We start from the raw sequence: 12,788 nt of genomic DNA, 5'->3' as shown, positions 1-12,788 counted from the left end.
TCCATTATAACATTCAATGTTGCAAGAAAAATGAAAATAATTGCATTTTCCCTATAAAACGACAAAAGTTAGTTGTATCGTTAAGTATTAAAGATACTACTGTTCGTCCAAAATTTACTTGCACCTTGAAAAAACAAGCGAATCTAACCTATAATAAGAAGGTTATATAAAGAATGAAACGGAGGCCCATAAGTATGACTAGTGAACTTAAAGCACCCGTAAAATTAAAGTTAAAAACGACAATTCGACAATCTGAAGCAGAAGCTGAAAGTTATGAGCTTTGGTCAGAAGGTACGATAGTACAAAAAAGGGACCAAACGTATCTACAATATGAAGAAGTTCAAGAAAATAAACATATTCGTTCAACTTTAAAATTCGGTAATAATGAGGCCGTTATTCTACGAAATGGTGATGTGAAAATGCGTATGCCATTTTTACTTAATCATGAACAAAACGGTCATTATGATAGTGAATACGGTGCATTACCAATCGTGACGTATACGAAGGATATGCAATTCGAACCGCATGAAAGTAAAATGAGCGGACGATTCTATTTAAACTATGATCTAATCGTTGGTGGACAATCAGTAGGCGATTATACTTTAGAAATTAATTACTCGGAGGGAAAATAATGAACGCAGTAGAACAAGTGCAACATGCGATTAAAGAAGCGCTTCTTGCAGCAGTAACTAAAGCAGGTCTTTTAGAAGATACATCAACATTGAACGTACACTTAGAAACACCAAAGGATAAGGCAAATGGCGATTATGCAACTAATATTGCTATGCAACTTACAAAATTAGCGAAAAAGCCACCTCGTGCGATCGCTGAAGCTATTATTGAAAACCTTGATACAACAGGTACTGCTATCGAGAAAATCGACATCGCAGGTCCGGGCTTTATGAATATTGTGCTACGTAAAGACTATTTAGCAGAAGTTATCACAACTGTTTTAGCACAAGGTACAGAATATGGACGTTCACAAGCTGGTGCCAACGAAAAAGTACAAGTGGAATTTGTATCAGCTAACCCAACTGGTGACCTTCATTTAGGGCATGCCCGAGGAGCATCTGTGGGAGATTCACTATGTAACGTTTTAGATTTTGCAGGATATGATATCTCACGTGAATACTACATCAATGATGCAGGTAATCAAATCAATAACTTAGCAGCATCTTTAGAAGCACGCTACAAACAAGCTTTAGGCTTAGAAGCTACTATGCCTGAAGACGGTTATCATGGACAAGATATTATTGATATCGCAGGTAAACTAGCTGCTGAGTTTGGTGATTCTATCCTAAGTAAATCAGATGAAGACCGCTTTGAATTTTTCCGTGAACATGGCTTAAAATTAGAACTTGGCAAATTACAAAATGATTTAGCAAACTTCCGTGTAGACTTTGACGTTTGGTATTCTGAGACATCACTTTATAAATCAGGTAAAGTTGAAACTGCTCTAGAAAAATTACGTGCAAATGGCCATGTATTTGAAGAAGAAGGCGCTACTTGGTTCCGTTCTACTACATTTGGCGATGACAAAGATCGAGTACTTATAAAGAATGATGGTTCATACACATATTTAACACCTGATATTTCGTACCATGAAGATAAAATTCAACGTGGTTTCACGAAGCTAATCAACATTTGGGGAGCTGACCACCATGGTTATATCCCACGTATGAAAGCTGCAATTGAAGCACTTGGGTATGGTCGAGATACTTTAGAAGTTGAAATCATCCAAATGGTGAACTTAATGAAAGACGGCGAAAAAGTGAAAATGAGTAAGCGTACAGGTAACGCGGTTACTTTACGTGAACTTGTTGAAGAAGTAGGTTTAGACGCGGTACGTTACAACTTTGCAATGCGTGCGGGTGATTCTCATATGGACTTTGACCTTGACTTAGCTGTTAAGCAATCAAACGAAAACCCTGTATACTATGCACAATATGCACATGCTCGTATTTCTTCAATTTTACGCCAAGCGAAAGAACAGGGCTTAGCTGCTTCTGAGGAACATTTAAATCTTCTAAATGCAGAAAAAGAAATTGATGTCTTGAAAAAAGTAGGGGACTTCCCACAAGTTGTTGCGGATGCTGCAAAGAATCGTACACCACACCGTATTACTAACTACATTCAAGAACTAGCTGCAACTTTCCACAGCTTCTACAATGCTGAAAAAGTATTAGATGCTGACAACAAAGAGCGCTCAGAAGCTCGTTTAGCTCTAATCACAGCAGTACGTACAACAATCGCAAATGCACTAAAACTAATTGGCGTATCGGCACCTGAAAAAATGTAATTGAAGCCCATTTATCTTCTTATGCAGCAAATGCTGTAGGGGGTTAATTGACGCTTTCAAATTAGACTATTCCTTACTATTTCTGTGAGGAATAGTCTTTTTATTTAAATAAAGGATTAAGGCAAAAATGAAATTGCTCAAATTAAGGATAAAATAGCTGAAATCATTCAATTCACTTTTACTTTTAAAATAAATAATAAAAAACAAAAATAATAGTCAACTTCAAGTAGGGAGTTCTCCTAATTCCACCAATCCTATTTGAAACAACTTGGACAAGTATTTAATTTTCTGTATAATTGAACACGATGTAATAAAAAAAATTGTATATTGTGATACATGTTGGTTCTTTACTTAGATTATGTGAAGAGAAAAGGGAAGTCGGTGGAAATCCGACGCGGTCCCGCCACTGTAAGTGTGAGCAAGTCGTAATTTGCCACTGAAGCATAGGCTTTGGGAAGGCGCGGTAAGCTGTAATCACGAGCCAGGAGACCTACCAACATGGAGACTACCAATTAGAACTACGCGGATAGAAATGGTGTCAGTAAAAGTGCAGTATGAGTACTGCTATGTATATATTCACTGTCATCGTATCTCTCGTCGTAAAACGAGAGATTTTTTTTATGAACAAGGAGGAAATGCAAATGAAGAAAATATGGCAATTTTGTTTAGTGTTCTTTTTAGCACTAGGCGTATTAGTAGGCTGTGGCCAAACGGAAGATACGAAGAAAAAGGAAAATAGTGAGTCAGCGACAGAGCAACAGGTAGCAGGGTACCCATTAACAGAGACAGATGCACTTGGTAATGATGTGAAATTTACAGAAGCACCAAAGAGCATTATTACTTTGGTACCAAGTAATACAGAAATTCTTTTCGCATTAGGTTTAGATAAGGAAATTACAGCTGTATCTGATAATGATGATTACCCAGAAGCTGCAACGAAAAAAGAAAAAATTGGCGGTGTGAAATTTGATGCTGAGAAAATTATTAGCTTAAATCCAGACGTTGTTTTCGCACACGAAACACTTTCAGAAGCAGATCTCCAACAATTACGTGATGCTGGATTGAAAGTTTTTGTTGTAAAAAACGCTGTGAATTTTGAAGAAACGTATAAAACAATTGAACAAATAGGCCACATTACTGGTAAAGCGGATGAGGCTAAGAAGATTACTGATGATATGAAAGCAAAAGTAAAAGAAGTACAAGCAAAAGTAAAAGACGTAAAACAAAAAACAGCATTTGTCGAAATACAAGATGAACCTGATATTTACACTGTTGGTAAAGATACATTTATGCAAGAAATGTTTGACTTAGCTAATATTAAAAACGTTACAGCAGATCTAACAGGTTGGCCAAAAATTAGTCCTGAAGAAATTGTAAAACGTAATCCAGATACAATTATTGTGAATTATAACTATGTAAAAGGTATTGTTGAAAAGGTGAAAAAACGTCAAGGCTTCGATAGTATTACAGCTGTAAAAAATGATGCAGTTGTTCAAGTTGATGTGAACTTAACAAGCCGAACTGGTCCTCGTCTTGCTGAAGGCTTAGAGGGCATTGCAAAAGCAGTATATCCAGAGGCTTTTGAGTGAAGAAAACCATTATAGGATACACCATAGCCTTTGTGATTTTAATTGTTAGCATTTGGCTAGGTGTATCAATTGGTTCTGTTAAAGTACCAATTAGTACGTTATGGAATACGGCAGCGGATCCAACAGCGACGAATATATTATGGAAAATACGCATGCCGCGTGTTGTGCTTGCAGGTTTAGTAGGAGCCTCACTGGCAATTGCGGGTGCTGCTTTCCAAGGATTGCTGAAGAATCCTCTCGCCGATCCGTATACGTTAGGAGTGTCATCCGGTGCCTCAGTAGGTGCTGTGGTGACGCTCTTTTTCGGCATTTCGACCCCTATTTTAGGTATATATACATTACCAGCCTTCAGCATGCTAGGGGCCTTATTGGCGATGATGGGTGTAATGGCTTTTGCACGTTTAGTCGATCGTACGTTGAAGATGGAAACATTGATTTTAACAGGTATAATTGTTAGTTCATTTTTGGGTTCGGTTATTTCCTTATTAATCGCATTAACAGGAGACGAGTTACGCCAAATCATTGGGTGGCTTATGGGTAGCGTTTCAATGCGTGGATGGCCATATGTCAAAATGGTGTGGCCATTTGTACTCATCGGATCATTTTTATTATGGCTAAACCGGCGTGAATTAAATGCTATGTTATTTGGAGAAGAACGTGCGAAGTATCTTGGTGTTGATGTGAAGAAAAGTAAAATGCTCATACTAATTGGTGGATCTATGTTAACAGGTGCTGCAGTAGCGGTGTCTGGCACAATTGGTTTTGTAGGACTTGTTGTACCACATATGACACGTCTTTTATTTGGTGCAGATCACCGTCATTTGTTACCGTTATCGTTTTTAAATGGAGCATCCTTACTAATTGTTTGTGATTTATTTGCTCGAACGATTATTGCACCAACAGAGTTGCCAATTGGTGTTATTACCGCATTTATTGGAGCGCCAGTATTTTCATATATCTTTTTCCGACAAAGAAGAACGAAAGGTGCGTAATTATGCTTACTGTAGAACATGTTACTGGAGGCTATGATGCTACCAGGCCAATAGTACAAGACGTTTCGTTTACCGTGAAGAAGGGTGAAATTCTTGGTGTATTAGGACCGAATGGTAGTGGTAAATCCACGTTATTAAAAGTGATTAGTGGTATCTTGCCTTCAACAACTGGTCAAGTACTTATCGAGGAACAAAACATTAAAAACTTCTCACCGAAGGAATTTGCGCGCAAAATGGCTGTATTACCTCAGCTTCATGCCCATTCCTTTTCACATACAGTACGTGAGACGATAGCTTTAGGTCGCTATCCACATCAAAATAGTTGGTTTTCAACATGGTCAGAACAAGATGAAAACGCAGTAAAAAAAGCTATGAAGCAAACCGGTGTGGATTACTATGAACATACAAATCTCGAGTTTTTATCAGGTGGGGAGCAACAACGTACATTTGTAGCCCAAGCACTAGCTCAGCAAGCCGGTATCTTACTTTTAGATGAACCAACGAATCATTTAGATATTGCACATCAACGCCAACTACTAGATATGATTCGTCTTGAAGCAGTACAAAATGGCTTAACAGTTATCTCTGTTTTTCATGATATGAATTTAGCTTCACTATATTGTGATCAGCTGTTGTTAATGGAGAATGGGCATGTAAAGGCTATTGGTGAACCACATGAAGTGTTGAAAGAACAACAAATTTTAGAAGTATATAATACACGCGTTTCAAGCTATCCGCATCCAGAATTGCCAAAGCCACAAGTTACACTAATGCCAACCAGTATTGATGAACGTGAATCATATGTAGTGACTAAAGAACAATTCAAAGTAAGAGATGAATTTGTTGAACTTCGTACGGAATTTCCTTTAAAGACCGTATCCTCAGCTGTTCATAATGCAGGCTTTGGTTGGTTCCAATCTTTTGTCAATCGTACAGTCGATTTGAGTTATATGTGTGCAGATGCCCATGAGGAGTTAAAAAATTATCTAGAACAACATAATTTTATGCCTTCTAATACAGTGGCCATGATGACGGCAGTTGCAGCTAAGTATGTAGTTATTCGTAAGTTCTCAAGCTCTATTGGAAGTATTATTGTTGCTGTGACAGCTGGTGTTGGAAATGCAGTGGATGTTTCAAAGGCGCATGAAAGAGCAAGTAAACCGTATATAGGAACGATCAATACTTGGGTCATCATTAACGGGAAATTAACGGAAGAGTCCTTTATGCAAGCAATGATAACAGCTACTGAAGCAAAGGTAAAAGCAATGCAGCAAGAGGATATCATGGATCCAATATCACATACGATTGCAACAGGCACATCAACTGATAGCCTATTAATTGCCGCAACACAAAATGGTACGTTCATGGAATACGCTGGCCCCATCACAGATATTGGCAAGCTGATTGGTCATGGTGTTTATGAAACGACAGTTACAGCATTACAAGAATACAAACGTGCCAAGGGATGGTTATAAAATGTTAGCACATATTATTGCTTGTACGATTGGAATTGCCTTAGATTGGTTAATAGGTGACCCTCCCAAAATGCCACATCCTGTTCGATGGATTGGCAATTTGATTGCTAAACTAACAGAATGTTTGAATAATGGTAAACATCGTAAATTAAAAGGTTTTTTTCTTGTCTTAATCGTTGTTGGTTTAACAACAGCAGTTACATTCACGATAATTTATATCGCTTATTCTATCAACACTATTCTAGGTATTTTTGTAGAATCAATATTAATAGCTGTAGGTTTAGCGGGGAAAAGTCTAAAACAAGCAGCACTTGAAGTATACAATCCTCTCGTATCAGGTGACTTACAGGAAGCACGTGTGAAATTGTCTTGGATTGTAGGGCGTGATACGGAGCATTTATCCGTACCGGAAGTAACGAGAGGTGTAGTAGAAACAGTATCTGAAAATACGAGTGATGGTGTAACAGCACCTCTCTTTTGGGCGTTTTTATTTGGTGGAGCTGGTCTATGGATGTATAAAGCGGTTAATACGCTTGATTCAATGGTCGCTTACAAAAATAAGCGCTTCGCCGATTTCGGATATATCGCTGCACATACGGATGACGTATTAAATTATGTGCCAAGCAGAATCACAGGTTTACTGCTTTTACTAGGAACGAAAAATGAGAGTGGAAAACCATTTACGTACCGCATGAAAGGGTGGCTAAGTGATGCGAAGAAACACCCAAGTCCAAATAGTGGCTGGCTCGAGGCGGCTACAGCCTATCAATTAGGTATTCAGCTTGGTGGTGTGAATAGCTATAAAGGGGTTATATCGAATCGTGCGAAAATGGGTGAGGACCATATGGAACTTGGACCACAGCATATTATACGTTCGATTAAACAGATGCAAGTTGTAACTATATTATTTTGGCTATTGATGGTCATTTTAGGAGGGGTTTTCGTTGTTATTACCTAACCATGGGGCTAATCCTTATCGTTTATATAAACAACTGGGTATTCAACTTCCCGCTGATATATTAGACTTTAGTGAAAATGTAAATCCAGCTGGTGTGCCGGATTTCATCAAAAATGAATGGATCGATTACTTGCAATTATTACAACGCTACCCAGATCCTGAAGGTGAGCCATTTCTATCTGCTGTCGCTAAATATCATGACATTTCTACAGAAAACATCGTTTTAGGAAATGGTGCGGCAGAAATATTCTCATTACTTGCGACATATTTCCGGGGAAATAATGCTATTATTTTACATCCGACTTTTTCAGAGTATGAAGCGACATTAAAAGAAAATGGTGTAGAAATACAGCGTGTAATTTGTGAAGATCTCGTTAATTGGAAGTTACCAATAGACGAACTTCAACAAACAATGCAAAATGCAGAAGTACTATATCTATGTACCCCTAATAATCCAACTGGTGCATTACCTTCCAAAGAAGAGCTACATCAGTTAATTGCATTTGCAAGAGAGTCTAATTGTAGCATTGTTTTAGACGAAGCCTTTATAGATTTTGTTGATGAGAGTGCATCTTTTATACAATCAGTAAAGGAAAATCCGCAGTTAATCATTGTCCGTTCAATGACGAAAATGTACGCAATTGCAGGTATCCGCCTTGGCTATATGGTAGCCGCACCTGAGATAGTGAGTGCAATACGGAAACTTGCACCTCATTGGCATATTAATGGTATAGCAGCAGAAATAGGAGCACGATGTTTAAGTATGGAAGAAGATGCTTTCCGTCAACAGGCTTGTGACTATGCTGAACAAATGCGTACGCGTTTCCAAGCCTTTTTACGAAGAAATCATTGTGTTGTTACGAACAGTGTCACAAATTATGTGAGCTTTCAATTACCCGTTATTGCCCAGTCACAAAATTTCTTTACCTATATGCTTAAGAAGGGCATAGTACTGCGACATACAGAGAATTTCATCGGAATGGAAGGTACATGGTTCCGAGTAGGTATGAAGGAACCGAAGGCGATGGATCGATTAGAGGAGGAGATGATGCATTGGTTTCAAGCGAACTCGTCTTTATAACTGGTGGGGTACGTAGTGGGAAAAGTGCATATGCAGAAAAACTCCTGAGAAATTTAGCGTCAACTACGCCTAAAAAAAGACTTGTTTATGTTGCAACAGGTGTACCGTTTGACGATGAAATGAAGCAAAGAATTATCAGACACCAAAATGATCGAGCTGGACAACAGTGGACGACAATAGAGCAACCAACTGAATTTTCCAAGATTCTCTCTAAAATAACTGAAGGTGACGCGATATTATGGGATTGTGTGACTACTTGGTTAACGAACGAATTTTATGATGGTTATGAAACAGGTGTGAGTTGTTTTCAAATAGAGGGATGTATCGAACACAAATTTATAGCGATGCAAAATACGATTCAAGCATTACGTGAAAAAAAAATACCGATTGTTGTCGTCTCCAATGAGGTACTAGATGAGCCCATTTCAACTAGTTACGAAGTTAGACTTTATCAACAATGGCTTGGTCGTATTCATCAATGGTTTGTAGCAGAAGCAACTATTGCAATTGAAATGGAATATGGACAAATGCATCAATGGAAATAATGCCAATTTAGAAAGGGGAATATTCTTTTGCGCACGATTATTCACAGTATTTTACTTGCCTTTCAATTTTTTACCATCGTGCCTGTACAAAAGGAATTACCACTTACAAAGTCGACGATAACGGGGATGTTCTCATTTTTACCATGGTTAGGTGCTTGTATGGGTGCAGTCATTGCTACTGTATTTTATAGTTTGCAAAATTGGACGGATATAAGTCCATTACTAACAGCATTTCTACTTGTTGTTGGATTTATCATTTGTACAGGTGGATTGCATTTAGATGGTTGGGTTGATATGGGGGATGCCTTTTTTTCATATCGTGATACAGAAAAGCGACTTGAAATTTTAGATGATCCTCGGATTGGTGCTTTTGGTGCGATGTCTTTGTTGTTTTTAGTACTAACGAAGATTTTCTTCTTAGCCGAATTGATTGGAAAAGGTGGACTTTCGATAATATGGATTGTGGCTGTACCATTTCTAGCACGGCTGGGAATGTCCTTATATTTTATCCAAACAAAATGTTCAAAGGAAAAAGGACTTGCATACTTTTTTAAAGAAAAATTATATGTACCACAATTTCTTGTTATGACATGTGTATCAATGCTTATTGGGTTACCTCTCATAATTTGGTGGAGTCAGGATATCATCTTACCTCTTATATTATTTGTGATTGTAGTCGTTGCGTCAGGTCTTTATAAAATTTGGACCGTGCGCAATTTTCGCGGTAGCTCGGGTGATTTACTTGGCGGCTTTATAGAAGGAATGGAGGCCATTTTATGGATTACGCTATTACTATTGAGTTAATGCGTCACGCTAAAACTAAAAGTAATGTCGAAAAAAAGTATCTTGGCTGGACGGATGAGCCGATTATTCCTAATCAAAATCTGCCGGTCATCGATGAATTGACGGCAACTGTTTTCGGAAGTGATTTAAAACGTTGTAAGGAAACAGCTGCTTGTTATTTTCCAAATGCTACTTACATTGAAAATAATGGTTTTCGTGAAAGTCATTTCGGTGATTTTGAATGCAAAAACTATGACCAGTTAAAAGCTTTACAAGCATATCGCAATTGGATTGACAATCCATATGATTTGGCACCACCAAATGGTGAGACATTACTGCAAGTCATGTTTCGCGTGACAGAGGCCATAAAATCTTTGCCAAATGATATGTCATTATATAGGATAGTCGCGCATGGAGGTTCAATTAGAGCTTTGCTAATGCAGTTCGCACCAGAGGAAAAAACTTTTTGGGAATGGCAAGTTCCTCATGATGAGAGATATCTTTTACACTGGTCAACGAAAAAAGAGTTCGAGGAGGGACAGCGATGCACGTTTTTATCGGTGGAGCCTATAATGGTAAAAGGGACTATGTAAGAAACTGGCTAGAAGAGCAAGGGAAAAAAGATATTGCTTGGCTAGAAAGTGAGTTACCAATGTCTGTGCCAGCAGCTTCTACAATTGTTGTCTCAGGTCTTGAAAATGTAGTGGCAGAACATTTAGGTGTAGCTGAGGATACGTTAGCTTCGCAATTATTACAGCGACTGCAAGTGTTAGGTGCAGAGAAGGAACTTATTGTCATTGTTACAGAAATGGGTAGAGGCGTTGTCCCAATTGATGCTAATACACGAAAGATTCGTGACGTTTGTGGAAGATTTTATCAGGGATTATTTAAAACTAGCCCACAAATAACACGTATTTGGTATGGTATAGCCGAAACAATAAAATAACAAAGGAAAGAAGGACGAGAGATGAATTTATATACACGTACAGGTGACAAGGGGAAGACTAGTATTATCGGAGCACGAGTGGACAAAGACAGTCAACGTGTTGAAACATATGGCACAATTGATGAATTAAATTCATTTATCGGTAGGGCAATGACTGAGTTAGACCCTGCGATTTTTAAAGATATATTAGAAGATTTAGAAGCAATGCAAAACGAATTATTCGACTGTGGTGGAGACCTTGCTAACGTTATGAAGGAGCGTCACTACAAAATGACAGACGGACCTATAGAAGTTATGGAAAAACGTATTGATGTATTAATGGATGAACCGCCATTACTTGAAAGATTTATTTTACCAGGTGGCTCACCTGCAGCTGCTACTTTACACATTGCACGTACAATTACTCGCCGAGCAGAGCGCCAAATGGTTACTTTACTAAAAGAATCAGAAGAGGGCGATGTACCATTAGTTGTACAGCGTTATTTAAACCGTTTATCTGATTATTTATTTGCAGCGGCACGCGTAGTAAATGCACGTTTAAATGTACCAGATACTGAATATGTTCGTAGTGCAAAGGTGTTTAAAGATGGTGGGCGTTCAAAAAAGGCAAAGGAATGAATGATTAATTATGAAACTTAAAACCTTAACTTTAACAGCTATGATTGCAGCTCTATGTGCAGTTGGAGCAATGATTAAAGTGCCTGGCGGTATGGGATCTATGGCACTCGATTCGGCTCCCGCTTTTCTAGGTGCAGTCTTTTTACCACCAGTAGCAGCAGGTGTAGCAGCAGCAATTGGCCATCTAATTTCAGCGATGACGGGTGGCTCATTCCTTGGTCCATTGCATATCTTTATTGCTGTAGAAATGTTCATCATATTATGGGGCTTTGCTAAGCTTCATAATGCGGGAAGAAAGTATTCAAAATGGATTTTCGTCGTTATTGCTAACGGAATTTTGGCTCCCTTACCATTTTACTGGTTGAACTCACCAGAATTTTTCTTTTCAATAGTGCCAGTACTATTAATGACAACGCTATTAAATGTAGTAATTGCAGCAGTTGTAATGCCCATATTATCTCGTGCCTTTCAAAGAAAAGAGGCACATTAAAAAATGAGAAATGCGATGCAATTATCGAATGGTTTTATCGTAACAACTGATAATTCCGGAGCGATTGGAGAAAAAGAGCGAGATGTCGTTCAAGTGCCGGATGATGTAACAAGTTATTATTCCGCTCGAGTAACTTTACTAGAGCAATGGGCGGCTGGAGCAGAACCTGAAGCAATAGTTATGCATAATTTCAGTAGTGAAGCGAGCTGGGAGCGTTATGTGAAAGGTATTACTTGGCTATTTGATGAGTTAAGTCTACCTGTGCCACCAATCAAAGGCAGTTCAGAAACAAATATGCCTACTTTGCAATCTGGAGTTGCCATCACAATGATAGGAGCTCCGGTTAGACCTGTAGTGGATGCCAATACGCTTCAATGGTTTACATATGGTAAACCGTTAGTTGGGCATGAATTACTGGAGTACCCTAAGTATATTGCCAATTTATTATTAGTGAAAAAAGCAATCGATACAAATTTGATAGGGCGTATTTGGCCAGTCGGATCAAAGGGTATTCTTTCTGAAATTAAAAGGTTACTTGGAGATGTTGCATTCTCGAGTTCATTAGAAGTTAGAAAAACAGCTGGTCCAGCGACGGTAATTTTACTAGGTATTCCTGAAGAACAAGTAGAATCGGCGGAACAACATTTTGGTCCATTGTTAGAACCTATAGTTTTTAAATAAATCTATCTAAGACTAATCTATTACTTAAACAGTAATTGGTTAGTCTTTTTTTACTTTAAATAGAATAAGTGCTAGTGGATTTTATCTAATATCAGTTATTTTGGTGAAAATTCTGAATTCGCATGTAAAACATCATAAAATATGCTAGAATTTTTAATAAACTTTGAGAATTATGTATAAACAACAAGACAAATGGTGTTTTGTGTGAAATTATATATAAACTTAAAATTATGAATTCTACGAATTTTGTTGACTGAATGCTCATTCATATTTTACAATAGTTACAACATATACATTTCATGGTAATTCACTTAGCGTGTGTTTTAGCGAA

14 protein-coding genes and 1 riboswitch are annotated in these 12,788 nt (G+C 38.0%); all 14 genes read left to right on the top strand.

What is annotated here, in order from left to right:
* Positions 1 to 194 precede the first annotated feature (194 nt).
* Positions 195 to 632, top strand: a complete 438-nt coding sequence (locus ACZLO7_RS20175) for a YwiB family protein (RefSeq protein WP_464937985.1) — start codon at positions 195 to 197, stop codon at positions 630 to 632.
* Positions 632 to 2,299, top strand: coding sequence for an arginine--tRNA ligase (gene argS / locus ACZLO7_RS20170; RefSeq protein ID WP_464937986.1), 1,668 nt, complete (start codon positions 632 to 634; stop codon positions 2,297 to 2,299). The genes ACZLO7_RS20175 and argS overlap by 1 nt, the downstream gene beginning before the upstream one ends.
* A 323-nt stretch (positions 2,300 to 2,622) precedes the next feature.
* Positions 2,623 to 2,811, top strand: a riboswitch (cobalamin riboswitch).
* Between the two features lie 129 nt (positions 2,812 to 2,940).
* Positions 2,941 to 3,888, top strand: coding sequence for an ABC transporter substrate-binding protein (locus tag ACZLO7_RS20165; RefSeq protein WP_464937987.1), 948 nt, complete (start codon positions 2,941 to 2,943; stop codon positions 3,886 to 3,888).
* Positions 3,885 to 4,880 (top strand): FecCD family ABC transporter permease, encoded by a 996-nt coding sequence (locus tag ACZLO7_RS20160; RefSeq protein WP_464937988.1) that lies wholly within the window; start codon positions 3,885 to 3,887, stop codon positions 4,878 to 4,880. Before ACZLO7_RS20165 ends, ACZLO7_RS20160 begins: the two co-directional genes overlap by 4 nt.
* Before the next feature lie 2 nt (positions 4,881 to 4,882).
* On the top strand, positions 4,883 to 6,355 hold the full coding sequence (locus ACZLO7_RS20155; RefSeq protein ID WP_464937989.1) for a bifunctional ABC transporter ATP-binding protein/adenosylcobinamide amidohydrolase: 1,473 nt from the start codon (positions 4,883 to 4,885) through the stop codon (positions 6,353 to 6,355).
* 1 nt (position 6,356) lies between these two features.
* Positions 6,357 to 7,313 carry an adenosylcobinamide-phosphate synthase CbiB gene (gene cbiB, locus ACZLO7_RS20150; RefSeq protein WP_464937990.1) on the top strand — a complete coding sequence of 319 codons (957 nt, stop codon included), beginning with the start codon at positions 6,357 to 6,359 and terminating at the stop codon, positions 7,311 to 7,313.
* Positions 7,300 to 8,394, top strand: a complete 1,095-nt coding sequence (gene cobD / locus ACZLO7_RS20145) for a threonine-phosphate decarboxylase CobD (protein ID WP_464937991.1) — start codon at positions 7,300 to 7,302, stop codon at positions 8,392 to 8,394. The genes cbiB and cobD overlap by 14 nt, the downstream gene beginning before the upstream one ends.
* Positions 8,367 to 8,939 (top strand): bifunctional adenosylcobinamide kinase/adenosylcobinamide-phosphate guanylyltransferase, encoded by a 573-nt coding sequence (locus ACZLO7_RS20140; RefSeq protein WP_464937992.1) that lies wholly within the window; start codon positions 8,367 to 8,369, stop codon positions 8,937 to 8,939. Before cobD ends, ACZLO7_RS20140 begins: the two co-directional genes overlap by 28 nt.
* 27 nt (positions 8,940 to 8,966) lie before the next feature.
* A complete protein-coding gene (gene cobS, locus ACZLO7_RS20135) occupies positions 8,967 to 9,743 on the top strand; it encodes an adenosylcobinamide-GDP ribazoletransferase (protein WP_464937993.1) in 777 nt (258 codons plus the stop codon).
* On the top strand, positions 9,716 to 10,315 hold the full coding sequence (locus tag ACZLO7_RS20130; protein WP_464937994.1) for a histidine phosphatase family protein: 600 nt from the start codon (positions 9,716 to 9,718) through the stop codon (positions 10,313 to 10,315). Before cobS ends, ACZLO7_RS20130 begins: the two co-directional genes overlap by 28 nt.
* Positions 10,267 to 10,668: a bifunctional adenosylcobinamide kinase/adenosylcobinamide-phosphate guanylyltransferase gene (locus ACZLO7_RS20125; RefSeq protein WP_464937995.1), complete on the top strand. Its 402-nt coding sequence runs from the start codon at positions 10,267 to 10,269 to the stop codon at positions 10,666 to 10,668. The genes ACZLO7_RS20130 and ACZLO7_RS20125 overlap by 49 nt, the downstream gene beginning before the upstream one ends.
* Before the next feature lie 21 nt (positions 10,669 to 10,689).
* On the top strand, positions 10,690 to 11,286 hold the full coding sequence (locus tag ACZLO7_RS20120) for a cob(I)yrinic acid a,c-diamide adenosyltransferase (protein WP_464937996.1): 597 nt from the start codon (positions 10,690 to 10,692) through the stop codon (positions 11,284 to 11,286).
* 10 nt (positions 11,287 to 11,296) lie between these two features.
* Entirely contained in the window at positions 11,297 to 11,776 is a 480-nt protein-coding gene (locus ACZLO7_RS20115) for an ECF transporter S component (RefSeq protein WP_464937997.1), read from the top strand.
* A gap of 3 nt (positions 11,777 to 11,779) precedes the next feature.
* On the top strand, positions 11,780 to 12,457 hold the full coding sequence (locus ACZLO7_RS20110; protein ID WP_464937998.1) for an alpha-ribazole-5-phosphate synthase: 678 nt from the start codon (positions 11,780 to 11,782) through the stop codon (positions 12,455 to 12,457).
* Positions 12,458 to 12,788 lie beyond the last annotated feature (331 nt).

The sequence above is a fragment of the Viridibacillus sp. d25.2 genome (assembly GCF_055456015.2).
The sequence above is the reverse complement of the archived record's forward strand: the minus strand, read 5'-3'. Positions and strand labels throughout refer to the sequence as shown.

Coding starts and splice junctions, on each gene's coding strand:
- ACZLO7_RS20120 (WP_464937996.1), top strand. CDS start 10,690: ATGAATTTATATACACGTACAGGTGACAAGGGGAAGACTAGTATTATC.
- cbiB (WP_464937990.1), top strand. CDS start 6,357: ATGTTAGCACATATTATTGCTTGTACGATTGGAATTGCCTTAGATTGG.
- ACZLO7_RS20125 (WP_464937995.1), top strand. CDS start 10,267: ATGCACGTTTTTATCGGTGGAGCCTATAATGGTAAAAGGGACTATGTA.
- ACZLO7_RS20130 (WP_464937994.1), top strand. CDS start 9,716: ATGGATTACGCTATTACTATTGAGTTAATGCGTCACGCTAAAACTAAA.
- ACZLO7_RS20165 (WP_464937987.1), top strand. CDS start 2,941: ATGAAGAAAATATGGCAATTTTGTTTAGTGTTCTTTTTAGCACTAGGC.
- ACZLO7_RS20155 (WP_464937989.1), top strand. CDS start 4,883: ATGCTTACTGTAGAACATGTTACTGGAGGCTATGATGCTACCAGGCCA.
- ACZLO7_RS20175 (WP_464937985.1), top strand. CDS start 195: ATGACTAGTGAACTTAAAGCACCCGTAAAATTAAAGTTAAAAACGACA.
- argS (WP_464937986.1), top strand. CDS start 632: ATGAACGCAGTAGAACAAGTGCAACATGCGATTAAAGAAGCGCTTCTT.
- ACZLO7_RS20110 (WP_464937998.1), top strand. CDS start 11,780: ATGAGAAATGCGATGCAATTATCGAATGGTTTTATCGTAACAACTGAT.
- ACZLO7_RS20115 (WP_464937997.1), top strand. CDS start 11,297: ATGAAACTTAAAACCTTAACTTTAACAGCTATGATTGCAGCTCTATGT.